This window comes from Pseudomonas sp. ML2-2023-3, assembly GCF_037055275.1.
Classification (GTDB): domain Bacteria; phylum Pseudomonadota; class Gammaproteobacteria; order Pseudomonadales; family Pseudomonadaceae; genus Aquipseudomonas.
The window spans coordinates 134,269-158,142 of record NZ_CP146343.1; the positions used below are offsets into that span (position 1 = coordinate 134,269).

General features: G+C 58.5%; 23 protein-coding genes. 11 read left to right on the plus strand and 12 right to left on the minus strand.

Features of this window, described 5'->3' with window-relative positions:
* The first annotated feature begins 130 nt into the window (after positions 1 to 130).
* The 6 genes from V6P94_RS00570 (at position 131) to V6P94_RS00595 (ending at position 4,446) form a co-directional block, all read left to right on the plus strand.
* Positions 131 to 403: a hypothetical protein gene (locus tag V6P94_RS00570; protein WP_338648865.1), complete on the plus strand. Its 273-nt coding sequence runs from the start codon at positions 131 to 133 to the stop codon at positions 401 to 403.
* 180 nt (positions 404 to 583) lie between these two features.
* Positions 584 to 1,216 (plus strand): TetR family transcriptional regulator, encoded by a 633-nt coding sequence (locus tag V6P94_RS00575; protein ID WP_046809184.1) that lies wholly within the window; start codon positions 584 to 586, stop codon positions 1,214 to 1,216.
* Positions 1,217 to 1,377: 161 nt separating this feature from the next.
* Positions 1,378 to 1,878, plus strand: a complete 501-nt coding sequence (gene ureE / locus V6P94_RS00580; RefSeq protein WP_133078728.1) for an urease accessory protein UreE — start codon at positions 1,378 to 1,380, stop codon at positions 1,876 to 1,878.
* Positions 1,875 to 2,549 (plus strand): urease accessory UreF family protein, encoded by a 675-nt coding sequence (locus tag V6P94_RS00585; protein ID WP_133078727.1) that lies wholly within the window; start codon positions 1,875 to 1,877, stop codon positions 2,547 to 2,549. The genes ureE and V6P94_RS00585 overlap by 4 nt, the downstream gene beginning before the upstream one ends.
* Positions 2,550 to 2,558: 9 nt before the next feature.
* Positions 2,559 to 3,167 (plus strand): urease accessory protein UreG, encoded by a 609-nt coding sequence (ureG, locus tag V6P94_RS00590; RefSeq protein WP_133078726.1) that lies wholly within the window; start codon positions 2,559 to 2,561, stop codon positions 3,165 to 3,167.
* A 142-nt stretch (positions 3,168 to 3,309) separates the two neighbouring features.
* On the plus strand, positions 3,310 to 4,446 hold the full coding sequence (locus V6P94_RS00595; protein ID WP_219262117.1) for an AGE family epimerase/isomerase: 1,137 nt from the start codon (positions 3,310 to 3,312) through the stop codon (positions 4,444 to 4,446).
* Positions 4,447 to 4,476: 30 nt separating this feature from the next.
* Here V6P94_RS00595 and V6P94_RS00600 read toward each other — a convergent pair whose 3' ends face one another.
* The 10 genes from V6P94_RS00600 to V6P94_RS00645 form a co-directional block, all read right to left on the minus strand.
* On the minus strand, positions 4,477 to 5,382 hold the full coding sequence (locus tag V6P94_RS00600) for a cation diffusion facilitator family transporter (RefSeq protein ID WP_326427486.1): 906 nt from the start codon (positions 5,380 to 5,382) through the stop codon (positions 4,477 to 4,479).
* 73 nt (positions 5,383 to 5,455) lie between these two features.
* Entirely contained in the window at positions 5,456 to 6,220 is a 765-nt protein-coding gene (locus tag V6P94_RS00605) for an SDR family oxidoreductase (RefSeq protein ID WP_219262119.1), read from the minus strand.
* A 768-nt stretch (positions 6,221 to 6,988) separates the two neighbouring features.
* Complete coding sequence (locus V6P94_RS00610; RefSeq protein ID WP_019826195.1) at positions 6,989 to 7,705, minus strand: ABC transporter ATP-binding protein; 717 nt, start codon at positions 7,703 to 7,705, stop codon at positions 6,989 to 6,991.
* Positions 7,702 to 8,592: an ABC transporter ATP-binding protein gene (locus V6P94_RS00615; RefSeq protein WP_133076618.1), complete on the minus strand. Its 891-nt coding sequence runs from the start codon at positions 8,590 to 8,592 to the stop codon at positions 7,702 to 7,704. Before V6P94_RS00615 ends, V6P94_RS00610 begins: the two co-directional genes overlap by 4 nt.
* Positions 8,589 to 9,872: a high-affinity branched-chain amino acid ABC transporter permease LivM gene (gene livM, locus V6P94_RS00620; RefSeq protein ID WP_133076619.1), complete on the minus strand. Its 1,284-nt coding sequence runs from the start codon at positions 9,870 to 9,872 to the stop codon at positions 8,589 to 8,591. Before livM ends, V6P94_RS00615 begins: the two co-directional genes overlap by 4 nt.
* Before the next feature lie 2 nt (positions 9,873 to 9,874).
* Positions 9,875 to 10,789: an ABC transporter permease subunit gene (locus V6P94_RS00625; protein ID WP_048360308.1), complete on the minus strand. Its 915-nt coding sequence runs from the start codon at positions 10,787 to 10,789 to the stop codon at positions 9,875 to 9,877.
* Positions 10,790 to 10,798: 9 nt separating this feature from the next.
* Complete coding sequence (locus V6P94_RS00630; RefSeq protein WP_219262120.1) at positions 10,799 to 10,954, minus strand: hypothetical protein; 156 nt, start codon at positions 10,952 to 10,954, stop codon at positions 10,799 to 10,801.
* 1 nt (position 10,955) lies between these two features.
* Positions 10,956 to 12,092: a branched-chain amino acid ABC transporter substrate-binding protein gene (locus V6P94_RS00635; protein WP_088378334.1), complete on the minus strand. Its 1,137-nt coding sequence runs from the start codon at positions 12,090 to 12,092 to the stop codon at positions 10,956 to 10,958.
* A 362-nt stretch (positions 12,093 to 12,454) separates the two neighbouring features.
* Positions 12,455 to 13,738 (minus strand): FAD-binding oxidoreductase, encoded by a 1,284-nt coding sequence (locus tag V6P94_RS00640; protein WP_338648868.1) that lies wholly within the window; start codon positions 13,736 to 13,738, stop codon positions 12,455 to 12,457.
* 174 nt (positions 13,739 to 13,912) lie between these two features.
* Entirely contained in the window at positions 13,913 to 15,403 is a 1,491-nt protein-coding gene (locus V6P94_RS00645) for an aldehyde dehydrogenase family protein (RefSeq protein ID WP_326397262.1), read from the minus strand.
* A 155-nt stretch (positions 15,404 to 15,558) separates the two neighbouring features.
* On the opposite strand from V6P94_RS00645, the gene V6P94_RS00650 reads away from it, so the two are divergent.
* The 4 genes from V6P94_RS00650 to V6P94_RS00665 all read left to right on the plus strand — a co-directional run bounded on the left by V6P94_RS00650 (position 15,559) and on the right by V6P94_RS00665 (position 19,955).
* Positions 15,559 to 16,455, plus strand: coding sequence for a LysR family transcriptional regulator (locus tag V6P94_RS00650; protein ID WP_133076622.1), 897 nt, complete (start codon positions 15,559 to 15,561; stop codon positions 16,453 to 16,455).
* A 224-nt stretch (positions 16,456 to 16,679) separates the two neighbouring features.
* Positions 16,680 to 17,894, plus strand: coding sequence for a nicotinate phosphoribosyltransferase (pncB, locus tag V6P94_RS00655; protein ID WP_133076623.1), 1,215 nt, complete (start codon positions 16,680 to 16,682; stop codon positions 17,892 to 17,894).
* A 3-nt stretch (positions 17,895 to 17,897) separates the two neighbouring features.
* Positions 17,898 to 18,725, plus strand: coding sequence for an ammonia-dependent NAD(+) synthetase (gene nadE / locus V6P94_RS00660; protein WP_133076624.1), 828 nt, complete (start codon positions 17,898 to 17,900; stop codon positions 18,723 to 18,725).
* A gap of 207 nt (positions 18,726 to 18,932) precedes the next feature.
* On the plus strand, positions 18,933 to 19,955 hold the full coding sequence (locus V6P94_RS00665; RefSeq protein ID WP_133076626.1) for a 2-oxoadipate dioxygenase/decarboxylase family protein: 1,023 nt from the start codon (positions 18,933 to 18,935) through the stop codon (positions 19,953 to 19,955).
* Between the two features lie 58 nt (positions 19,956 to 20,013).
* On the opposite strand, the gene azu is transcribed toward V6P94_RS00665, so the two are convergent.
* On the minus strand, positions 20,014 to 20,460 hold the full coding sequence (azu, locus tag V6P94_RS00670) for an azurin (protein WP_016783322.1): 447 nt from the start codon (positions 20,458 to 20,460) through the stop codon (positions 20,014 to 20,016).
* Positions 20,461 to 20,866: 406 nt separating this feature from the next.
* On the opposite strand from azu, the gene V6P94_RS00675 reads away from it, so the two are divergent.
* Entirely contained in the window at positions 20,867 to 21,067 is a 201-nt protein-coding gene (locus V6P94_RS00675) for a hypothetical protein (protein WP_133076627.1), read from the plus strand.
* 335 nt (positions 21,068 to 21,402) lie between these two features.
* Here V6P94_RS00675 and V6P94_RS00680 read toward each other — a convergent pair whose 3' ends face one another.
* Positions 21,403 to 23,709, minus strand: a complete 2,307-nt coding sequence (locus V6P94_RS00680) for a YgiQ family radical SAM protein (protein ID WP_133076628.1) — start codon at positions 23,707 to 23,709, stop codon at positions 21,403 to 21,405.
* Positions 23,710 to 23,874: the final 165 nt, after the last annotated feature.

A 23,874-nucleotide genomic window follows, 5' to 3' on the forward strand; every position in this document is an offset into this window, starting at 1 on the left:
CTAGAGCCCCCGAACCTGAACAATCAATTCTGTCGATTATCACCATTGCCCGTATGAACTTTGATATCCGGTAGCCAAGCGTAGCATTGCCACAACACCTACTTAGTTGCACTGCTACGGAGCACACACCATGAAACGCCCATTACTGCTTGGCCTTACCCTTTCACTTTTCGCCGTCAACGCTTTTGCCCTGCCAGCCGACGACGAGCCAACCCCAATGGTACAACCTGCATCGAGCACGTTGAGCCAACCCCTCAACCCGGTGGCTGAAGATGGCGCGCAACGTACCCTGGATCAGCAAAATCGCGTCGCTGAAGATGGCTACGATCACACCCCAAGCAATCAGTTTGTCGCCGAAGGTGGCGCTGATCGTCTGGCCGAGCGCAATCAACGTGCAAGCTGAGTCATCTGTTTGTGTGGGAGCGGGCCTGCTCGCAACAGCATCCCCGTCGATAGCCCGATAGAACACGCCGCCTGCATCGCGAGCGAGCCCGCCCCCACACTTTGTGCAGCACACCGTTCGACGCCATCAAAGCCGATTTGCTAGAGTGCGCCGCTGTACTTGTCTGGAATACCAGCCCCGATGCTGCCCCGCGCCGAACAGAAGCAACAAACCCGCCTTGCGCTGATGGATGCTGCCCGCCACTTGATGGAATCGGGTCGCGGCTTTGGCAGCCTGAGCCTGCGCGAAGTCGCAAAAACGGCGGGCATCGTGCCTACCGGTTTTTATCGTCACTTCAGCGACATGGACCAGCTGGGCCTGGCACTGGTCAGTGAAGTCGGCCAGACCTTTCGCGAAACCATTCGCCTGGTGCGCCACAACGAACTGTTCATGGGCGGCGTGATCAACGCGTCGGTGCGCATCTTTCTCGACGTGGTAGAGGCCAATCGCTCGCAGTTTCTGTTTTTGGCCCGCGAGCAGTACGGCGGTTCCCAACCGGTTCGCCAGGCCATTGGCGCACTGCGTGAAGACATCACGTCGGACCTGGCAGCAGATCTTGGCTCCAAGCCCAAGTTGCAGCACCTGGACCATGCCGGCCTGACCGTGATCGCCGATCTGGTGGTCAAAAGCGTGTTTGCCGCCCTGCCCGACGTGATTGATCCGCCTGCTGACACCCTGCCCGATCACCTGCAACCCCAGGCCAAAATCAGCCAGCAGCTGCGATTTATCTTTATCGGGCTCAAGCACTGGAAAGGTTTGGGCAGCACGGAGTAATCGTTGGCGCACTGTGTTGGTGCGCCTTCGCACCCCCTGCGCACCCGTTTGGAACACCCTCATCGTCCTGCACCCTTTTTGGGCCTGTATTTGCACCCGTCACCCGGGTTGGCAAGCCCCTTGCTCTGGCTTGGGTAATGTCAATTGCAGGATGCCTTCCGATGTTGGTGATTCATCGCAGAATCCAGCCCCACCCCGTGTGGAGCGCCGAGCTACACCTCAACTTCGAAGCCCGGAGCAAAAGCCGCCTGCGCTGTTTCAGCAGCAGTGGCGAAGACGTGGGACTGTTCCTTGACCGCGGCCAGGCGCCCTTGAATGACGGCGAATTTCTCCAGGCCCAGGACGGACGAATCGTACGCGTGTGCGCCAGCCCGGAAAAACTGCTGCATGTCACCTGCCGCGATGCCTTTGAACTGACCCGTGCGGCTTATCACCTGGGCAACCGCCATGTTGCCCTGCAAGTGGGTGATGGCTGGTTGCGCCTGCTCGATGACTATGTGCTCAAGGCCATGCTGGAGCAATTGGGTGCACACACCGAGGCCATTGAAGCGCCATTTCAACCGGAACACGGCGCCTATGGCGGCGGCCATCATCACTCCCGTGCGGGTGAAGAAGACTTCAACTACGCGCCGCGCCTGCATCAATTTGGCGTTCGCCTGTGAATCCGGCCTGGGCGCTGTTGCGCTTGGCCAGCCCGCAACTGCCCATCGGTGGCTACAGCTATTCCCAAGGGCTGGAAATGGCCGTCGAGAATGGCCGTGTCACTGATCCTGTGACGGCCGCGCGCTGGATCAGCGATCAATTGCTGCTCAATCTGGCCCGCTTCGAAGCGCCGTTGCTGCTCGCCCATTGCCAGGCGGCGGCCGACCAGGACTGGAACACCTTGCAGCGGCTGTGCGATGAACAGCGCGCCAGCCGTGAAACCCGCGAACTGCATCAGGAAAGCCGGCAAATGGGCTATTCCTTGCAACAGTTGCTCACCGGTTTGCCGGAACTGGACGAGCCCGCACGGTTGTTTCTCGCACAACAGCGTGAGCCACATCTGGCGCTTGGCTGGGCATTGGCTGCACGCGCCTGGAGCATCAGTCCTTCAGACGCGCTGGCCGCTTGGCTCTGGAGCTGGCTGGAAAACCAACTGGCGGTACTGATGAAAACCCTGCCACTGGGCCAGCAAGCGGCCCAACGCATGACCAGTGAGTTGTCGCCCGCCCTGCAACAGGCACAGCAACACGCCAGCACCCTCGACTCATCCCACTTGGGCAGCGCCGCTTTCGGCCTGTCGTTGGCGAGCATGGCCCACGAGCGCCAGTACAGCCGCCTGTTTCGTTCCTAGGAGAATGTAATGAACACACAGCCTTTGCGTGTTGGCATCGGTGGCCCGGTGGGCTCCGGCAAAACCGCACTCACCCTGGCCCTGTGCCTGGCGTTGCGCGATAAGTACAACCTGGCCGTCGTCACCAACGATATCTATACCCGTGAAGATGCCGACTTTCTGGTGCGCAATGAGGCGCTGGCCCCGGAGCGCATTATCGGGGTTGAAACCGGTGGCTGCCCGCACACGGCGATTCGTGAAGATGCGTCGATCAACCTGGAAGCCGTGGATCAGTTGAACCGCCGTTTTCCGGGGCTGGACCTGATTCTGGTGGAATCGGGTGGGGATAACTTGTCGGCCACCTTCAGCCCGGAACTGTCCGACCTGACGATCTACGTGATCGACGTGTCCGCCGGGGACAAATTGCCACGCAAGGGGGGACCGGGGATCTGTAAATCCGACTTGCTGGTGATCAACAAGATCGACCTGGCGCCACTGGTGGGCGCCTCGCTGGAACTGATGGACAGCGACACGCGGCGCATGCGCGGCGAAAAGCCGTTTGTGTTCAGCAACCAAAAGACCGGGCTTGGCCTGGATGCCATCGTGGCGTTTATCGAGCGTCAGGGTTTATTGGTTTGACCCGTGGGAGCGGGCTTGCTCGCGATGGCATCGCGAGCAAGCCCGCTCCCACATTTACACTCGCGTATTCAGAGTTGAGATCATCCAGGGAATCACGGTGTATCATGTCGCGCAAACGCCCCAGCCGTGACGACGCCCGCCGATGCCTGATGTAGCCAGCTCCGACTTCCCGCTAGAACTGACCGCCACGTTTGCGGCCGTTCAGCAGCATTTTCGCCAGGTCATTGTGCCGCTCTGGCAAGGCCCCGGCTGGAATGCCGAACTGGCGCTGCCCTACGAGGCACTCAGCCCTGAACATCGGCCGCTGCCACCCCAGCGCTATCGCGCCATGGCCTGTGCGCGGCAACTGTACCTGTTCGCCAGCCTGATCGATGACCCGGCTTTCCCCGACGCCACTGAGCGCGCCGCGGCGCTGTTCCGCTCGCTGCACCAGCATTTTCACGACGCCGAACACGGTGGCTGGTTCTACAGCATCGACCCTGACGGCGCGCCGCTGGATCAACGCAAAGACCTCTACACCCACGCCTTTATCATCTTCGCGTGCGCCCATTACTGGGCCAAAGTGCGCGAGCCGCTGGTGGAGTCGGCGCTCAATGGGGCGCTGGAGGTGGTGGCCGAACGCTTCAGTGATGGCAACGGCCTGTACGAAGCCAGCCTGGATCGCGACTGGACTTCACTGAACACCGGCCCCCTGCAAAACCCGTTGATGCACTTGGCTGAAGCCTTTCTGGCCACCCTGTCGGTGCGCGACGATGCTCCCGTGCATGGCGCACTGCTCGCACTGGCCGATGCCATGCAGCAGCGCTTTATCGAGCCTGTGCATAACGTCATGCTCGAAAAACCGCGCGGGGCTGTGGATAACTGGTTTGAGCCGGGCCATCAGTTTGAGTGGTTCTTTTTGCTGCAGTCTTCACCACTGCTGCGCCAGACACCGCTGCACGGGTCACTGGATCGTGCTTTCGGCTTTGCCGAGCAGGTGGGCGTCGACCCGCAGAGCGGTGCGGTATGCGGCATGCTGGCCCCCGATGGCAGCCTGCGTGATGGCACCCAGCGCATCTGGGCGCAAGCCGAATACCTGCGCGCCTTGACCTTGCGCTCCGACAGCCAGCCACGTCTGCAACGCCAGTTGCTGGCGCTGCAACAGCACTTTTTACATGCCGGTGGCTGGTACGAATGCCGGGATGGCGCAGGGAATGTCAGCCGCGAAGACATGCCGTCGACCACGCCGTATCACCTGGCGACGTGCTACAGCGGGTTGGCGCAGTACTTTAATAACTGACGCCTTCCACAAAAAGTCGCTGGCCTTGGGTTACGCAATCCACTTGCGATCCCCGGTAAAGCTGATGGTCAGCCAGCGGGCACTGTCAGCAGCCCCCAGTAGTTCGGATATTTCTTCGCGCAACGCATCGAGTGTCTTCACGCTGGTCAGTGGATAACCCGCTGGCAGCACAATATGAATCTCGATAAACCGCGCCCGTCCATGCTTCTGCACGTAGGTTTTGTAGCCTTCAAACCCATGGCGTGCCGACATGTCTTCGAGCACGTCGCGTACCTTGTCGTCGAGTCTGTCCGGGGCTATCCCCAGGACGTCACGCAAGGCCGGCTTGAGGATCTTGAACGCCGGGGCCAGCATGCTCAGGGCCAGCAAAATCAGGATCGCCGGGTCAACGTAGGCCGCCCACTGTGCATAACCCTGCTGCTTGAGCACCAGCGCCGTGACGAAACTTATCAACAGCCCCACCGACAGCATGGCGTCCACCAGCCAGCTGATGTTGTCGAACTGGATCAGGGTGGACTTGAGCTTGCGGTTTTTACGCCGCACCCAGAAGTAGTACGCAAATTCGATCACGGTAAACACCGCTGCGTAGACAATCACCATCCCCAGCTCGATGTCGCGCCCGCCATTGATGATGCCGAACACACCGTTCAGAAAGGCATAGATCGCAATCAACAAGAGGAAGCTGCCTTCGATCAGCAGCACCATGGGCTCCAGGTGCCAGAAGCCGAACTGGAAACGCTGGTTGCTTTCCTTGGCGATCAGCTGCGCCGTAATCAGCATCAGTACTTTGATAAAGGTGGCGATCAAAGAGAAGAATCCATCGAACATGATGGATTCAGAACCCGAAATAAAACCCGTCGCAATGCCCGCAATGGCCACCGCGAACATTAATACAGTCGATTGTTTGAGCAGTTTCTGCTCACCACGGTTACTCACAAAAACTCCTTTTCAGCCCGATTGAATGCGACCCCCTCAGGAGGTCGCAGGTGGGCTGCCAGGCGTGAGTTTACTACTTGGCGTGGCGCTCGATCGCAAAACCGCTCCAGGACTGCGTGACGGGCATCAGCTCAAGGCGGTTGATGTTGATGTGGGCCGGGGTGTTGAGCACCCAGAAAATGGTCTCGGCGATGTCCTGGGGCTGAATCGGCTCAGCACCCTGGTAGGTCGCATCGTAACGTTCCTTGTCGCCACCGAAGCGCACCATGGAGAACTCGCTCTCGCACAGGCCTGGCTCTACGTTGCTGACCCGCACACCCGTGCCCTGCAAGTCGCAACGCAGGTTCAGGGAGAACTGTTTGACGAAGGCCTTGGTGCCGCCATACACGTGGCTGCCAGGGTACGGGTAGCTGCCGGCGATGGAACCCAGGTTGACGATCCCGGCACCGCGGCCGTAGGCGATCAGTCGTGGCAGCAGCAGGCGGGTGGTGTAGAGCAGGCCCTTGATGTTGGTGTCGACCATGGTTTCCCAGTCGTCGAGGTCACACTTGGGCGCCGGGTCGGTGCCCAGGGCCAGGCCCGCATTGTTGATCAGCCCGCGCAACTTGCTGAACGAAGGCGGCAGATCGGCAATCGCGGCTTCCATCGCGACACGGTCACGCACGTCCACCACCAGGCCGTGGACCTCGGTCTGCTTGGACAACTCTTCGCACAGGGCTTTCAATCGATCTTCGCGCCGACCCGTCAGCACCAGTTTCCAGCCTGCTTGTGCAAACTTGCGCGCACACGCCTCACCAAATCCGGAAGTCGCGCCCGTAATAAACAGGGTGGAAGTCATCGTGTTCTCCTTGGCTGGCGGGCATCGGCCGCCGTTGAATTGGACGTTGAGCAGAATGCCCCGGCTGACGTTCAGCGGCAACCCATCGCGCATTCAGGTCGAAGCTGTACAAAAAACGATCAGTCGCCGGTAAGCCACTGTGCATAAGGGCTGGAGCCATATGCACTCACCTTATCCACAGGCCCGTCCACAGTCTTTGGGTGTAAGTCGAAAATACTCAAAGCCACAGTCCACAAGGGATAGAGCACAGGAAAAGGTGTTTTTGACTTGACCTGGACACGCCCCACATGCAGGCGCCCCAAAAAGGTGCAACCCAGGGAAACCCTGCAGATAGCCAGAGGCCAGTAATTATACCGCCTAGCGCATTCTTTCCAGAGTTTAACCACAGACTTATCCACAGGTTAGTCATTATTTCCGGTCGCTCTTTATGACCAAACAAACCTGTTGACAAATCACCTGGGGAGCCAGGCAAAAAGCACTGATCAAAAAACAACCACATCTCTACAGGCCTTGTAAATAAAGGCCTACAGCCAACTACTCCCACGTTACCCACAGCCACCTCCACAGCAAACGGGGACAAGTCAAAATGATGACAAAACAGGGGATTACAGCGGCTTTATGTCGCGGTTTCACAGAGTTGAAATATTGTTTTCCACAATTTGGGGCGGGGGTTGTACGGGAAGGAAATTGTCTGACAAAGAGACACTCTCACCCCCCGTAGTCGCTGCCGAGGAACGAAGGCTGCGACTACGGGGTCATGTCTTTCGGCTAGTGCCCGCCCAAGTACGCATTGCGCACTTCTTCATTACTCAGCAGCTCCTTGCCGGTGCCGGTCAGGCGGATTTCACCGTTGACCATTACATAGGCGCGATCGGACAACCGCAGGGCGTGGTTGGCGTTCTGCTCGACCAGGAAGATGGTCATACCCGTTGTGGCCAGTTCGCGCAGGGTGGCAAAAATCTGTTTCACCACGATGGGCGCCAACCCCAGGCTGGGCTCATCCAGTAATAACAACTTGGGACGGCTCATCAGTGCCCGGGCGATCGCAAGCATTTGCTGCTCGCCGCCCGACATGGTCATGGCCCGCTGGTTACGCCGCTCCTTGAGCCTGGGAAACAACTCGAACATGCGCTGCATGTCTTCGTCGGCATGCTTGTCGCCAATGGGGATGGTGCCCATCAGCAGGTTTTCTTCCACAGACATGTCCGGAAACACGCGACGGCCTTCGGGCGACTGGGCGATGCCGTTGGAGGCAATGTAGTGCGAGGACTTGTGAGTGATGTCCACGCCCTGGTAGATGATTTGCCCGCCGCTGGCACGGGGCTGACCAAAAATCGACATCAGCAGCGTGGATTTGCCCGCGCCGTTGGAGCCGATCAGGCTCACGGTCTCGCCCTCTTCAATATGCATCGACACTTTTTTCAACGCCTGGATCGGCCCGTAGTGAACGTCCAGTTCCTTGAGTTCGAGGATCGTGCTCGTCATATCAGCTCCTCTTCGTCTGCGCCGAGGTAGGCAGCAATCACTTTCGGGTCGTTACGAATAGCATCAGGCCCGCCCTCGGCAATCACGTTCCCGTGGTCGAGCACCACGATGTGATCGGAAATACTCATGACCATGCCCATGTCGTGCTCGATCAGCACCACGGTCAGGTCGTGTTCGTCGCGCAACAGGCGAATCATTGCGCTCAACGCTTCGGTTTCCTGCGGGTTGAGGCCAGCCGCCGGTTCATCGAGACAGATGATTTGCGGGCGGGTACACATGGCCCGCGCAATCTCCAACCGCCGCTGCTGACCGTAGGACAACTCGCCAGCCAAGCGGTTGGCGCAGTCCACCAGATCGACCACCTCCAGCCAGTAGAACGCGTGGTCCAGCGCATCGCTTTCGGCCTTGCGATAGCCCTTGGTGTTGAGGATACCGGCGAGCATGCTGCGGTTGACCCACATGTGCTGGGCCACCAGCAGGTTTTCCAGCACCGACATTTCCTTGAACAGGCGAATGTTCTGAAAGGTGCGGGCCAGACCTGAGCGGTTGACCAGATGAGTACCACCGAACATTTTGTAGTACAGACGACTGGCGAACGCCTTGGGCGATACGAAGTCAGTCAACTTGAACGGCTCGCCCAACAACTTGATGACGTTGGTGCGTGTGCCTCGGGCATTGAGTTCGATCTTGCCGCCACTGGCCTTGTAGAACCCGGTCAGGCAGTTGAACACGGTGGTTTTACCGGCACCGTTGGGGCCAATCAGGGCAAAGATCGAGTTGCGCTTGACCTTGAGGCTGACATCGCTCAGGGCCTTGATCCCGCCAAAGTGCATCATCAGTTTATCGACCGAGAGCACAACGTCGTCATTCAGAGTGGGTTCGTTCATGGCGCAACCCCCTTGCGTGGTGTGACCCCGACACGGCTGATGCGGATCAGGCCCCGCGGTCGCCAGATCATCATCAACACCATCAATACACCAAACAGCAGCACCCGGTATTCGGCAAAGCTGCGCAGCAGTTCAGGTGCCACGGTCAGCACGAACGCAGCGATCACCACGCCCACCGTCGAGCCCATGCCGCCGAGCACCACAATGGCGAGGATCAGTGCCGACTCGAAAAAGGTAAACGAGGACGGGTTTACAAAACCCTGATAACTGGCAAAGAACACCCCGGCAAGACCTGCAGTGGAAGCACCGATGGTGAACGCCGAGAGTTTGACCAGCACGTGGTTCAGGCCCATGGAGCGACAGGCGATTTCGTCTTCGCGCAGCGCTTCCCAGGCGCGGCCAATCGGCATGCGAGTCAGGCGGTGCTTGATGTACAGCACCAGCAGCACCACCAGAAACAGCACGATGTAGATAAACAGGAATTTGATATTGGGGTTGTAGTCCAGGCCGAAAAACTGGTGGAACGGCACCCCGCCCTCTTTGGCTACGCGGCCAAACTCCAGCCCGAGAAACGTCGGTGAAGGCACCGGCATACCGTTGGGCCCACCGGTAAACGACAGCCAATTATTGAGGATCAGGCGAATGATTTCACCAAAACCCAGGGTCACGATGGCCAAGTAATCCCCATGCATTCGCAATACCGGAAACCCGAGAATGCACCCCGCCATCGCCGCCGCAATGGCCGCCAGCGGCAGCACCGACCAGAAGCCCAGCCCAAGGTACTGATAACCCAGCGCCAGGCCATAAGCACCGATGGCGTAGAAGGCCACGTACCCCAGATCAAGCAAGCCCGCCAACCCGACCACGATGTTCAGCCCAAGGCCGAGCAGCACGTAGATCAGGCCGAGGATGACCACGGTCAGGATGTACTTGTTGGCAAAAAACGGGAACACGATGGCAATCACGATCAGCAGTGGCACGATCCAGCGCAGCCGCGATTTGTAATCGGGTGGCAGCACGTGCACGCCAGAACCGCTGGACTCAAAGCTCTGAAGGATCTTCAAACCCTTGGACGTTTGCAGGAACAGGCTCAGGACAAACCGCCCCACCATCACAATCGCCACCAGCCAGCCAACACGCGCTGGCTGCAGGTTAAAGCTATAGCCGTCGAGCACAACCCCCACGATCGGCCCGAACACAATCAATGAAATCAACCCGGCAAGGATCGAATCGATAACGCTTTTTTTGATATCAATCGGTTTGTTAATGGCTGCAGACATACTTACACCTTCGCCACGAGAGGACGACCCAGCAGGCCTTGGGGACGGAAAATCAGAATCAGCACCAGCAGTGAGAAACTGAACACGTCCTTGTAATCCGAGTTAACCAACCCGGCAAAAAGTGACTCGGAAATACCCAGGATGATCCCGCCGAGCATGGCGCCAGGCAATGATCCAATCCCGCCGAGCACGGCAGCGGTAAAGGCCTTGATGCCGATAATGAAGCCGGCATAAAAGTCGAACGTGCCGTAGTTCATGGTGATCAGCACACCGGCCAGAGCGGCCATGGCAGCACCGATCACAAACACGTAGGAAATCACCCGGTCGGTGTTAATCCCCAGGATCGATGCCATCTTGCGGTCTTGCTGGGTGGCGCGGCACATGCGGCCCAGCTTGGTGTACTTGATGATGTAGGTCAGCAGGCCCATCCCCACGAAGGCCGCGATCAGAATGAAGACTTTGGTGTAGGTGAGTTGTACAAAACCGGTGCCAATGTCCACGCGCCAGGAGCCGCTCAGCAGGGTTGGAACCCCTTGCTGGCGTGAACCCTGGGCAATTTGCACGTAGTTTTGCAGGATCAGGGAAATACCGATGGCGCTGATCAGCGGCGCCAGCCGTGTGGAGTTTCGCAGAGGTTTGTAAGCCACGCGTTCGATGACCCAGCCATACACGCCAGTCACCACAACGGTGAAAATCAAGGTACCCAACATCAGTAGCGGGAAGGATTCAATACCGAAGTATGCCAACAGAGCCAGACTGATCGCCGCGAGGTAAGCAGAGATCATGTACACCTCGCCGTGGGCGAAGTTGATCATGCCGATGATGCCGTAGACCATTGTGTAGCCGATGGCGATCAGGCCGTACACAGACCCGAGGGTCAGGCCGTTCAGCAGTTGCTGTAGGAAAATACCATCCATAACGCAATCTCACGCACTGGAGCCTTTGCGCAGACGCAAGCCATCCACGCCGTCAGAGGACAGCTTGGGTGGCAGGGTGTGTGCGACTCCTGGAAAAGAAGACAGGTGGTGCAGATACATTCCCGCCTGATGCCCGCCGAAGCGGACATCAGGCGAGTGATTCATCTCACTTCTGTTTTTCCAGCTGGTGATATTTGCCGTCTTTGTCCCACTGATAAACCACGTAGTCAGAGACTTTCAGGTCGCCTTTACCGTCCCAGTTTTTTTCACCCATCACGGTTTTAACCGGGTTGGCCTTGAGCCACTTGGCGGCGTCTTCGCCTTTGTTGGATTTGGCGCCATTGAAGGCGTCAGCCAGGGCCTGGATCGAAGCGTAGGCGTACAGGGTGTAGCCTTCAGGCTCGGTACCCGCTTTGCGGAACTCTTCAACGACCGCCTTGCTGTCCGGGAGCAGGCGCGGGTCGGCGCCGAAGGTCATGTACACGCCATCGACATACTGCGGGCCACCGGCAGTGGCCACCAGTTCGTCGGTCACGATGCCATCGTCCGACATGAATTTCACATCCTTGAGACCCGCTTCACGCAGTTGGCGGACCAGAGGACCGGCTTCTGGATGCAGACCGCCGAAGTACACGACATCGGCACCGGCGCCGCGGATTTTTGTGACCAGCGCGCTGAAGTCTTTTTCACCCCGGGTCAGGCCTTCTTCCAGGATGGGTTTCACGCCGCGCTTGGTCAGCTGTGCACTGGTGGCATCGGCCAGACCTTTACCGTAGGTGTCCTTGTCGTTGATGACCGCTACTTTCTTGCCCTTGAGCACGTCGACAATGTAGTCGCCTGCAACGATGCCTTGCTGGTCATCTCGTCCGCACATACGGAACACCGCATCCAGCCCGCGCTCAGTGACCTGCGGGTTGGTCGAGCCTGGGGTGATCATGATCACACCCGCATCGGCATACACCTCGGAAGCAGGAATCGTATTCGAGGAGCAGAAGTGACCGACCACACCGATCACTTTGTCCTGATCGACCAGGCGGTTGGCCACGGCCACGGCCTGCTTGGGTTCGCAGGCATCGTCGCCGGCAACCAGCTTGATCTTCTCGCCGTTGATCCCGCCCGCCTTGTTGATTGCATCCGCAGCCGCCTGCGCACCCTTCATGTACTGCTCGCCAAATGCCGCGTTAGCACCCGTCATGGGGCCCGCCACACCGATTTTAAGATCCGCCTGAACAAACGAAGAGACACCCAGCGCTGCTGCCACGGCGAGGGCCAGAAAACCTTTTTTGTAGAACGTCTGCGACATGAGGTGGTGCTCCTGAGGTTTTATTAGATGGCACTTCGACTTCACTTAAAGCTCAGAGCAAGCCGCGTGCCATTGGCTTTTTATTCTTGGAAAAGTCGTTCTTTTGTTGTTTTATCGACTGTTTCGAGCCCATTTTCATTGGGCGTGCAACCGTCTAAACCGAGGAAGGTGAAACCGTTAAGTTTTTGCAGGCGCAACCATTCACGACTAACGTTGCAACCGGGTTGCCCTGCATTGTGCAACCGACCTGTAACCACTTGCGTCACCGAACTGCACACTCTCGGTGCATGACTGCTACAGGCCGCACCACTAAAGGCTAGCTGCTACGCGGCGAAACGTTGTGCCGTCCGAAAAAAAACCCGTCAGATCACAATTCTCAAACATTGGCCCGCGTGATACAGCGAGAAACCCGCTTCGTACAAACAGCTGCGCAACCCCGTTCCAGAGAGCGGCCGCATCGGCGCAAAAGGAATCGGCAAGGCCTTCGCATCGCCATTGCACAGGTAGTCGGCAAACGCTTTTCCCACCACGCTGCCCGTGGTCACGCCACGGCCGTTGTAACCCGTGACTGCCACCAAACCGGGCGCGGGCTCGAATAAACGCATCAGGTGATCGGGAGTAAACGCGATACACCCGGTCCAGGTGCACTCCCACTCCACGCCCTTGAGGTACGGAAAGTAATGCTGTTGAACCCGGTCGGCCCAGGCTTTGAGAAACCACGCAGGCTTTTGATTGCCATTACCCAGGCTGCCCAACAATAAGCGGCCGTCAGCATCGCGGCGGATGCTGCTCAATACCTGGCGGGTGTCCCACGAGCCCTGGCCGCCGGGCAGGATGCGTTCAGCGGTTGCATCGGTCAGCGGTTTGGAGGCGACTTGATAGTAATAACCAGGGAAAAAGTTATGTCGCAGGTCAGTCCATTCGCCTTCGGTGTAGGCATTGGACGCCAGGACTACCTGCTCAGCATTGACCGCACCCTGAGCCGTCTGTACTGACCAGCGTGTGCCCTGGCGCTCTAACCCGGTGACTGGAGAATGGTCAAACAGACGCCCGCCCAGATCACTCGCAGCCTTGGCCAGGCCCGAGGTGTAAGCCATCGGGTTGAGTGTCCCAGCGCGCCGGTCGAGCAAGGCAGCGGCGATTTTCGGGGTGCCGGTAGCGGCTTCACAAGCAGCCCCGGTGAGCAGTTCAACCGGGGCTCCACGACGCTTCCATTGCGCTTCGCGGCTGCGCAGATCGGCTTCGCCCCGAGCGTTATGGGCCATGTGCAACGTGCCTTCGCGCCGCAGTTGGCAGTCGATCCGGTACTTGTCGATCAGGCTGAACACCAGCGCGGGCGCAGCACCGAGCATTCGATTGAGCTGACTGCCCACGGCTTCGCCGAAACCGGCTTCGATATCATCCGGAGGGATCCACATCCCGGCGTTAACCAGCCCCACGTTGCGCCCCGAACCACCGTGCCCGGTGCGATGAGCTTCGAGTACACAGACGCTTTTGCCTTGTTCAAGCAAATGGATGGCGGCGGACAGTCCGGTGATGCCAGCCCCAATCACACACACATCAACATTCAGTTCGCCCTTGAAAGCGGGCGCCTGGGGACGTTGTGGGGTGAGGTTTTCCCACAAACACTGTTCGAGTAAAGGCATTGCCAAGCTCCAGAAATGAAACCTAACGGTGATGCAATCATGGGCGCAACGGGTGTGGGAGCGGGCTTGCTCGCGATGCAGACAACCCGGTCTGGCTGGCAGACCGCAGCGATGCAATCGCGAGCAAGCCCGCTCCCACCGTATCCTCCCACCACAGGTGACTCAGGGCTTACCTCAATCGAAGGTAATCCCCTGCGCCAACGGCAGTTCCAGCGAGTAATTGACGGTATTGGTCTGGCGCCGCATGTAGCCGCGCCACGCATCCGAGCCCGACTCCCGGCCGCCACCGGTTTCTTTCTCGCCACCAAAGGCACCGCCAATCTCCGCACCGCTTGGGCCAATGTTGACGTTGGCAATCCCGCAGTCACTGCCGGTGGCCGACATGAATTGCTCGGCTTCACGCACATCGGTGGTGAAAATGCATGACGACAGGCCCTGAGGCACGGCGTTGTTCAAGCGCAAAGCCTCGGCAAAGTCGCTGTAACCGACGACGTACAGAATCGGGGCGAAGGTTTCGTCGCAAACCACATCGCTCTGCTCCGGCATTTCAACAATCGCCGGGGCCACGTAGTAAGCGCCGGGATACTGGCCAGCCAACTGACGCTCACCCCCAAACACCCGCCCGCCTTCGCTCAAGGCCTGTTCCAGTGCGTCCTGCATGCTTTCAAAGCTGTGCTTGTCGATCAGCGGGCCCACCAGGTTGCCTTGCAGCGGGTGGCCGATACGGACTTTGGAATAGGCGGCCTTGAGCCGGGTGACGATTTCTTCCTTGACCGATTCATGGGCGATCAGCCGGCGCAGGCTGGTGCAACGTTGACCGGCGGTGCCGACGGCGCTGAACAAAATGGCGCGTACGGCCATGTCCAGATCGGCGCTCGGGGCCAGGATCATTGCGTTGTTGCCGCCCAGCTCCAGAATGCTGCGGGCAAAGCGGGCTGCGACTACGGGTGCCACTTCACGCCCCATGCGCGTGCTGCCAGTAGCGCTGATCAGTGCTACGCGCGGGTCTTCAACCAGTGCCTGGCCCGCATCACGACCGCCGATAATCACTTGGGCCAGGTACTTGGGGGCGTCGGCAAATGAATTCAGGACCCGATCAAACAACGCCTGGCAAGCCAGCGCGGTGAGCGGGGTTTTCTCGGACGGCTTCCAGATCACGGCGTTGCCGCACACCAGCGCCAGCGTGGTATTCCACGCCCAGACGGCCACCGGGAAGTTGAATGCGCTGATCACCCCAACCACACCCAACGGATGCCAGGACTCACGCATATGGTGGCCCGGGCGCTCGGAGGCGATGGTCAAACCGTACAGCTGACGCGACAGGCCGACGGCGAAGTCGCAGATGTCGATCATTTCCTGCACTTCGCCCAGGCCTTCCTGGGTGATTTTGCCCGCTTCCCACGACACCAGCTCGCCGAGGTCAGCCTTGTACTCACGCAGCAAATCGCCGAACTGGCGCACCAGCTCACCACGGCGCGGGGCCGGCACCTTGCGCCAGGCCTCGAAGGCGTGCTCGGCGCGGGTCACGTGCTGCTCGGTTTCAGCACCACCTTCCCAGTGAACGGCACCTATCTGGCTGCCATCAATCGGCGTGTAAACCGGCTGATTGCCCTGTTGATACAGCGCGGGGTTTACACCCAGACGATCCAGTAATGCAGCGACCATTGAAGGCACTCCTTGAACGTGAAAAAGATAATTCGCAGGCCAGTAGTTGTAGCTGGGTCCCATGACGGCAACAAACGACCTTTAAGCGAGATATCATTCCGAAAATTCATGCTGGGTTGGTAACCTTGCCTGACAACAAGAATTAGGGGCCTTTCATGCTCAACAAGCGCCATCTACCTTCGATCACGGCCTTGCAGTGTTTTGAGGCCGTCACGCGCCATCTGAGCTTCACCCGCGCCGCCGAAGAACTGAACCTGACCCAGAGCGCGGTCAGCAAGCAGGTCGCGCAGTTGGAGGAGCTGCTGCAGCACCTGCTGTTTCGCCGGGTGCGACGCCGTCTGCAACTGACGCCCGCAGGTGATTTGTATCTGGTTGAAGTCCGAAAAATCCTGACCCAGATCGAAATGTCGACCCATACCCTGCGCTCCTATGGTGGCGAAACGGAGGTCTTGCGGGTCTCGACGCCATCAACCTTTGGTGCCCGCTGGCTGGTACCGCGACTCAAGGGCTGGGGCATACGCCATCCGCACATCCATCTGGACCTGTGCAACGAGCAGCAAGGCGACGACCTGCTTCAAGGGCGCAGCGATCTGGCGTTTTATTTCGGCCAGGGCTCACGGCCTGGCACCGAAAGCCTGAAGCTGTTTGGTGAAGAACTGGTCGCCGTGTGTGCGCCCGCGAGCCTGCCAAGCACTGCCCTCACCGATCCGACCCAACTGACCGATATGGTGCTGCTGCAGAACGCCTCTCGGCCCCAGGCCTGGCACGAATGGTTTGAGCATCAGGGCTTTTGCACCGACCACAGCTATCACGGGCCGCGCTTTGACACCTTTTATATGTGCATCCGTGCGGCGCAAGTAGGGTGTGGCGTAGCCTTGCTACCCAGATTTCTGGTGGAAGAGGAATTGGCCGACGGCAAACTGGTCATCGCCTGGCAGCACCTGATGCCGAGTCGCGACTCGTATTACCTGGCGTATCCTGAGCATTCGGCAGGCGTGCCCAAGGTGCGCGAGTTTGTGAGCTGGATGATGGAGCAACTGAATGACCCGTAATCCTGTAGTCGCTGCCGCAGGCTGCGATAAGGGCTGCAAGCCCTTTAAAAACCAGGGTCGCTGCGCAACCCATCGCAGCCTGCGGCAGCGACTACAGAGATCCACGCCGCTTCATTCTTAAAAACCGCTGGCAAAACCGCCCGCGGATATGCGCCACTAGCGCCATTCATTGAAAAAGCTGAACACCGTGGCAATCAGGCACGGGCAGCATGGAGATTGCCGCTATGAGCGAGAGTGTATTTGCCGATCGCATCGTGCAGAACCTGCTCGACACCGACTTCTACAAATTGACCATGATGCAGGCGGTGCTGCACAACTACCCCAACGTTGAAGTCGAATGGGAATTCCGCTGCCGCAACAGTGAGGATTTACGCCCGTACCTCAACGAAATTCGCCACCAGATCGAGCGTCTGGGCGAGCTGAGCATGACTCAGGACCAGTTGGGGTTCCTGGAGCGAATCACGTTTATGAAGCCCGACTTCATACGCTTTCTGGGCCTGTTTCGCTTCAATATGCGCTACGTACACACCGGCATCGAAAACGGCGAGCTGGTTATCCGCCTGCGTGGGCCGTGGCTGCATGTGATTTTGTTTGAAGTGCCGATGCTGGCGATTGTCAGTGAAGTCCGTAACCGCTCGCGTTATGCAGGCACCGTGCTGTCCCAGGCTCGCGAGCAGCTGTATCGCAAGTTCGACTGGCTGCAGGCCAACGCCAGTACCGAAGAATTGTCCGAGTTGCAGGTCGCCGATTTCGGTACTCGTCGACGTTTCTCATACCGAGTGCAGGAAGAAGTCGTCAACGTGCTCAAGCATGACTTCCCCGGGCGTTTTGTTGGTACCAGCAACGTCAACTTGTCCCGCGAGCTGGGCATGAAGCCCCTGGGCACCATGGCCCACGAGTGGATCATGGCCCATCAGCAACTGGGCCCACGGCTGATCGACAGCCAAAGCGCAGCGCTCGATTGCTGGGTGCGCGAGTACCGCGGGCTACTGGGCATTGCCCTGACGGACTGCATCACCACCGATGCCTTTCTGAAAGATTTTGATCTGTACTTCGCCAAGCTGTTCGACGGCTTGCGCCACGACTCGGGCGACCCGGTGGTATGGGCCGAAAAATGCATAGCCCACTACCACAAGCTGGGCATTGATCCGATGAGCAAGACCCTGGTGTTCTCCGACAGCCTGACCCTGCCCCGCGCGCTGGAGATTTTCCGGGCACTGCGCGGCAGGATCAACGTCAGCTTCGGTATCGGCACCAACCTGACCTGCGACATTGCGGGTGTTGAGCCGATGAGCATCGTGCTTAAAATGACCGCCTGTAATGGCTCGCCAGTGGCCAAGATCTCGGATGAGCCGGGCAAGACCCATTGCTCGGACCCAAACTTCGCCGCCTATTTGCGCCACGTTTTCCAAGTTCCTGAACAATCTTCCAAGGAGTGAATCATGCAGGCCGTACAGCGTCAGATTGCTGAAGACCTCAAGGTCCAGCCGCCGTTTAAAGACCTCCCGGCCCTTGAGGCCGAGGTCGCCCGACGCATCACTTTTATTCAGTGCTGCCTGCACAATGCCAGGCTCAAGACCCTGGTGCTGGGCATCAGCGGCGGGGTCGATTCACTGACCGCAGGGCTGATGGCGCAACGAGCAGTCCAGCAGTTGCGCGAGCAGACTGGCGACCCGTCCTATCGATTCATTGCCGTGCGCTTGCCTTACGGCGTGCAGCACGACGAAGTCGACGCCACGGCGGCTGTGGACTTCATCAATCCGGACGAGCGCCAGACCGTCAACATCGGCCCTGCGGTCAAGGCCCTGGCGGCTGAAGTCACGGCCTTTGAAGGCAAGCCCCCGGCCACCGTTGATTTTGTGCTGGGCAATACCAAGGCGCGGATGCGCATGGTGGCGCAGTACACCATCGCCGGCGCAACGGGCGGGCTGGTGATCGGCACTGACCATGCAGCGGAAGCGGTGATGGGTTTCTTCACCAAATTCGGTGACGGCTCCTGCGATCTGGCGCCGCTCAGCGGGCTGGTCAAGCATCAGGTGCGGGCTATTGCCCGGCATTTTGGAGCCCCGGAATCGCTGGTGGAAAAAGTCCCGACTGCCGACCTTGAAGACCTGGAGCCGGGCAAGCCTGATGAAGCCTCCCACGGCGTAACCTATGCCGAGATCGATGCCTTTTTGCATGGTCAACCGGTGAGCGAAGAGGCGTTCAGGATCATCAGCAGTACGTACGAAAAAACCCATCACAAGCGTGAGATGCCGTTCGCACCTTAAACGCTGTAGGAGCGGGCTTGCTCGCGACAGGATCACCTCGGTTTGCCTGACAAATCGCGGCGCCTGCATCGCGAGCAAGCCCGCTCCCACCGTGTTTCATCAAAGGCAGTACGAAAAAACGGAATGAACCCCGCATTTTTTTTCGCTTGTGGCTCCCGCACTCAAAGGCTTTGATAAGCGTCTATTTCGTCGCCAGAGCCCTGCCCCATGTCTTCTTTCGATGGTTTGTTCTCACTTGTCGATTCTTTGCTCGGTCAATCGGCATCCGGTTGGCTGCGCAAGCATGTCGAGGTGCCCGAAGGCCTGCTGCGCTTCAGTTGGCATGAGCAGGCGCTGCATCGGGCCTGGCTTGCCGAAGCACTGAACCTGTGCCTGCTGCACAAGCTGGTAGAGGCCGTGCCGGATGGCCGACGCTATGTGGAAGAGCAGGCCCGGCAAGGTCGCAAAGTGGTGTTCGACCACGGAGCCATTCGTACGGTGGACTGGCCCGAAAACGGAGAGTTACCCCGTGGTCGTCAGGCATTTTCGCGTTTGCTGGAGCCGCTAGGCTTTACTGACGTGCGAACTTATCCACTGACCAAACTGAACATGACCGGCTGGGGCTACAGACAAATGGACCTGCCCGAGGACATCGCCCAGTTCTTTGTCTCGGAACTGCACCCCGGCCGTTTCAGCGAGGCGTTTCAACAGGCCGTTACACGGGTGGTCGGCGCAAGCCTCGATCCGCTGCAAGCCGAACACCAAAGCATCCTCAAACGCCTTAGTCTCACCCGTCATTGCAGCCTGAGTGAAGCGCACACGTTATTGCCGGCGTTGTATGAGGCATTCGGTCGCCAGCATGGGGTGGTGCATGAAGGGGATTACCAGTGCCTGCTCAATGAAAGTGCCGAAATGGCCTGGATTGCCACTGAGGGCAACAGTTTCAACCACCTGACCGACCGGGTTGTGGATCTGCAAGCATGCGTCGCTCAACAACGCGACCTGCAACGCCCCATGAAAGACAGCATTGAAGTGTCGGCCTCGGGGCGAGTGATGCAAACCGCGTATCGCGCCTGTACGGTCAGTCGCGGCCTGGTCGATGCAACAGGGGTTTACCGCGAGCACGCAGTGCCTGGCTCGTTTGTGGAATTTATCCAGCGCGAGGTCGACCCTGACACTGGCCGGATCGACCTGAACTTCGACAGCAGCAACGCCCAGGGCATTTTCAAGATGACCGACTCAAAGGCCTGAATGCAAACAGCCCTGACGGCGCATGGCACGTCAGGGCTGCTGGTGGGCTCACGGAGTCTTATTTAAGAACCACAGCGCCTTTCATCATCGAGTTGTGGCCCGGGAAGGTGCAGAAGAATTCATATTCTTCGCCCGCCTTGAGCTTGGCCACGTCGAAGGTCACGGAGTCTTTCTCGCCAGCGCCGATCACTTTGGTGTGGGCGATTACGCGCTCGTCACCGTCCTTGAGGTAGTTTTTATCCAGACCGGCTGCAATACCGTCGGTGGAAACTGCCTGCATGTCTGCCTTTTTGCTCAAGACCCAGTTATGGCCCATGACGTTTTTCGGCAAGTTACCGGAGTGCGTCAGGTTAACGGTGAACGTCTTGCAGGACTTGTCGATGACGATCTCTTTCGTGTTGTAAGACATTTGGTCAGTCGAATCGACAGTCACAGCGCACTCAGCCGCCAGCAAATGGCCGCTGGCCAGCGTCAAAAGGGATACCGCAACAACTTTGGCAAACATGGTCTATCTCCAAGGCAGGGTATGAAAAACTAAAATCTGTATACAGATTGCCTGAAAATTGTCTCGATTCATATGATCTGCGTCATGGTCTATCGCCGCGATCGAGAGAATCCATCCCAAAATGGACTTCAGGCCTATAACCTTAGGTCATCATTTTGAATATTGGGGAATAAGTAATGGGACTTCCTGCATTGATGACCTGTTTGCTCGCCACGTATGCCTGTGGGGCTTGCGGCCATGACCGCCTCTGGTCCGAGATTTAATCCACAACAGGCTTTTGGGTGGGTGTAGAGTCGTATTTTTAGCGCAAAGTACAACCTTGCAAAAACCCAGCTAACGGCTAAGCACTAATACAGGGCAGAATACGCGCCGCTTAACCTCACCTTCGACCCCAAGAGGATCGCCCATGGCCAAACCAAACTATAACTTCGCTAAGCGTCAAAGAGACTTGGCTAAAGAGCAGAAGAAAGAGGAAAAGGCTGCACGCAAGAAAGCGGCGGCTGAAGGCGGCATCGTAGACACCGAGCTGGACCAGGACGTCGACACCGAAAATGAAGGCGCCGCAGAAGATACCGGCGCTACAGAAGATAAAGCTCCAACCGCTTGAGCCCTACCTAGGCCCGGTTATCCACAACCCGGCCCACAGGATCTGTGATCAGGATCAGCAGCCCGGCTGTTGATCCTCGCAGTTAGCCTGCTGCCCTCTCAGACGCTTCAAACCTCATCCCCTTACTCTGCGACAGCGAACAGCCTACAAACCCGTGGCAGGCTTCTCAGCGCGCAGAATGCACAACGCCAGCCCGAAGGTTGGCGTTGGCATGGCGCTACCCTGTAGCCGCCGCAGGTTGCGATAAGGGCCGAAGGACCTTCGCTCTTGAAAAAGCGCGACCCCTTCGGGCTCGATCGCAGCCTGCGGCAGCGACTACAGGGCTTGCATCAGGTTTAGCGCGGCACGACCGGCTTGCGGGTCGGCTTTTGGCTTTTTCCGCCCTTGGCTGCTTCGTGACGCTCTTTGGCAGCCTGTTTGTTACGGGCGAATGCGGCGGCCTTGGCCTGTTCACGCTTGTCCCACGGGTTGCCGCCATCGCTGGCACGCGGCGGGAGGCCGGTATGCTGGGTCAGGATCTTGGTGGTCTTTTCCCCGGCAACCTTGTGGCTGCCAGCGGGCGTCGAGTTTTTGCGGCGCGCACTCTGGTAGCTGTCAGTCGCAGGCTGGTGCAACGGGATCAGTTGATCCTTGCCCGAACCGATCAGGTCGGCGCGCCCCATACGGGTCAACGCTTCACGCAGCATCGGCCAGCCTTTCGGGTCGTGGTAACGCAAGAACGCCTTGTGCAGACGGCGCTGCTCTTCGCTCTTGACGATGGTCACCGAGTCGCTCTTGTACGTGACCTTGCGCAGCGGGTTCTTGCCCGAGTGATACATCGCGGTGGCAGTGGCCATCGGCGACGGGTAGAACGCCTGGACCTGGTCGGCACGGAAACCGTTGGTCTTGAGCCAGATCGCCAGGTTCATCATGTCTTCGTCTTTGGTGCCCGGGTGGGCAGCAATGAAGTACGGAATCAGGTACTGCTCTTTACCGGCTTCCTTGGTGTACTTCTCGAACATGCGCTTGAACTTGTCATAGCTGCCAATACCCGGCTTCATCATCTGGTTGAGCGGACCTTCCTCGGTGTGTTCCGGGGCGATCTTCAGATAACCACCAACGTGGTGGGTGACCAGTTCTTTGACGTATTCCGGCGATTCAACCGCCAGGTCGTAGCGCAAGCCCGATGCGATCAGGATCTTCTTCACGCCCGGCAAGGCACGGGCACTGCGATACAACTGGATCAGCGACGAGTGGTCAGTGTTCAGGTTCGGGCAGATGCCCGGGAACACGCAAGACGGCTTGCGGCACGCGGATTCGATTTCCGGCGTTTTGCAGGCGATGCGGTACATGTTCGCCGTCGGGCCGCCGAGGTCGGAAATAACACCGGTAAAGCCAGGCACCTTGTCGCGGATCTCTTCGATTTCACGAATGATCGACTCTTCGGAGCGGTTCTGGATGATCCGGCCTTCGTGCTCGGTAATCGAGCAGAAGGTACAGCCGCCGAAGCAGCCACGCATGATGTTGACCGAAAAACGAATCATGTCGTAGGCAGGGATTTTTTCCTTGCCGTACGCAGGGTGCGGAATACGTGCGTAAGGCATGCCAAACACGTAGTCCATTTCTTCGGTAGTCATCGGGATCGGTGGCGGGTTGAACCACACGTCCACTTCGCCGTGCTTTTGTACCAGCGCACGGGCGTTACCCGGGTTGGTTTCAAGGTGCAACACGCGGTTGGCGTGAGCATAAAGCACCGCATCGCCACGCACTTTCTCGACCGAGGGCAAGCGGATGACTGTCTTGTCGCGGGTCATGCGCGGGCTGGCCAGGATCTGTACGACCTTGGCTTCGTTCGGGTCTTCAACCGGACCTTTTTCCTGCTCGATCGCGCAGGCCTGGGTGTCCTGGGTATTGACGTACGGGTTGATGATCTTGTCGACCTTGCCCGGACGATCGATACGCGTTGAATCGACTTCATACCAGTCTTTAGGCGTATCGCGGCGAATGAACGCGGTGCCGCGCACATCGGTAATGTCTTCAATCTTGTGGCCATAGGACAGACGCTGGGCCACTTCAACAATGGCGCGCTCGGCGTTGCCGTACAGCAGGATGTCGGCGCAGGCGTCGATCAGGATCGAGTTGCGAACACGGTCCTGCCAGTAGTCGTAGTGCGCGATACGGCGCAGGGAAGCCTCGATGCCGCCGAGGACAATCGGCACATTCTTGTAGGCTTCTTTACAACGCTGGCTGTACACCAGGCTGGCGCGATCCGGACGTTTGCCAGCCATGCCACCAGGGGTGTAGGCGTCATCGGAACGGATCTTTTTGTCAGCGGTGTAACGGTTGATCATCGAGTCCATGTTGCCGGCAGCGACGCCGAAGAACAGGTTGGGCTCGCCCAGCTTCATGAAATCGTCTTTGGACTGCCAGTTCGGCTGGGCAATGATGCCCACGCGAAAGCCCTGGGACTCCAGCAGTCGACCAATGATGGCCATGCCGAACGAGGGATGATCGACATAGGCATCACCGGTCACGATGATGATGTCGCATGAATCCCAGCCAAGCTGATCCATCTCCTCCCTGCTCATTGGCAGGAATGGTGCTGGGCCGAAACATTCGGCCCAGTACTTCGGATAGTCAAATAGAGGCTTGGCTGCTTGCATGTCGATGACCGGTGTTGAGTACAGAAAATGGGGGCGCGGCATTTACTAAGAAATTCGCGGGCGCGGAATATAGCACAAAAAGTGATCAATTCCGACGGCGATGGTCGGAATTGATCACTCACCCGTGGGAGCGGGCTTGCTCGCGATGGAATCGCTGCGGCTGGA

Excerpts from the sequence above, each read along its gene's own strand:
- V6P94_RS00570 (WP_338648865.1), top strand. The coding sequence starts at position 131 with ATGAAACGCCCATTACTGCTTGGCCTTACCCTTTCACTTTTCGCCGTC.
- V6P94_RS00575 (WP_046809184.1), top strand. The coding sequence starts at position 584 with ATGCTGCCCCGCGCCGAACAGAAGCAACAAACCCGCCTTGCGCTGATG.
- ureE (WP_133078728.1), top strand. The coding sequence starts at position 1,378 with ATGTTGGTGATTCATCGCAGAATCCAGCCCCACCCCGTGTGGAGCGCC.
- ureG (WP_133078726.1), top strand. The coding sequence starts at position 2,559 with ATGAACACACAGCCTTTGCGTGTTGGCATCGGTGGCCCGGTGGGCTCC.
- V6P94_RS00595 (WP_219262117.1), top strand. The coding sequence starts at position 3,310 with ATGCCTGATGTAGCCAGCTCCGACTTCCCGCTAGAACTGACCGCCACG.
- V6P94_RS00605 (WP_219262119.1), bottom strand. The coding sequence starts at position 6,220 with ATGACTTCCACCCTGTTTATTACGGGCGCGACTTCCGGATTTGGTGAG.
- V6P94_RS00610 (WP_019826195.1), bottom strand. The coding sequence starts at position 7,705 with ATGACGAGCACGATCCTCGAACTCAAGGAACTGGACGTTCACTACGGG.
- V6P94_RS00615 (WP_133076618.1), bottom strand. The coding sequence starts at position 8,592 with ATGAACGAACCCACTCTGAATGACGACGTTGTGCTCTCGGTCGATAAA.
- livM (WP_133076619.1), bottom strand. The coding sequence starts at position 9,872 with ATGTCTGCAGCCATTAACAAACCGATTGATATCAAAAAAAGCGTTATC.
- V6P94_RS00625 (WP_048360308.1), bottom strand. The coding sequence starts at position 10,789 with ATGGATGGTATTTTCCTACAGCAACTGCTGAACGGCCTGACCCTCGGG.
- V6P94_RS00630 (WP_219262120.1), bottom strand. The coding sequence starts at position 10,954 with ATGAATCACTCGCCTGATGTCCGCTTCGGCGGGCATCAGGCGGGAATG.
- V6P94_RS00635 (WP_088378334.1), bottom strand. The coding sequence starts at position 12,092 with ATGTCGCAGACGTTCTACAAAAAAGGTTTTCTGGCCCTCGCCGTGGCA.
- V6P94_RS00640 (WP_338648868.1), bottom strand. The coding sequence starts at position 13,738 with ATGCCTTTACTCGAACAGTGTTTGTGGGAAAACCTCACCCCACAACGT.
- V6P94_RS00645 (WP_326397262.1), bottom strand. The coding sequence starts at position 15,403 with ATGGTCGCTGCATTACTGGATCGTCTGGGTGTAAACCCCGCGCTGTAT.
- V6P94_RS00650 (WP_133076622.1), top strand. The coding sequence starts at position 15,559 with ATGCTCAACAAGCGCCATCTACCTTCGATCACGGCCTTGCAGTGTTTT.
- pncB (WP_133076623.1), top strand. The coding sequence starts at position 16,680 with ATGAGCGAGAGTGTATTTGCCGATCGCATCGTGCAGAACCTGCTCGAC.
- nadE (WP_133076624.1), top strand. The coding sequence starts at position 17,898 with ATGCAGGCCGTACAGCGTCAGATTGCTGAAGACCTCAAGGTCCAGCCG.
- V6P94_RS00665 (WP_133076626.1), top strand. The coding sequence starts at position 18,933 with ATGTCTTCTTTCGATGGTTTGTTCTCACTTGTCGATTCTTTGCTCGGT.
- azu (WP_016783322.1), bottom strand. The coding sequence starts at position 20,460 with ATGTTTGCCAAAGTTGTTGCGGTATCCCTTTTGACGCTGGCCAGCGGC.
- V6P94_RS00675 (WP_133076627.1), top strand. The coding sequence starts at position 20,867 with ATGGCCAAACCAAACTATAACTTCGCTAAGCGTCAAAGAGACTTGGCT.
- V6P94_RS00680 (WP_133076628.1), bottom strand. The coding sequence starts at position 23,709 with ATGCAAGCAGCCAAGCCTCTATTTGACTATCCGAAGTACTGGGCCGAA.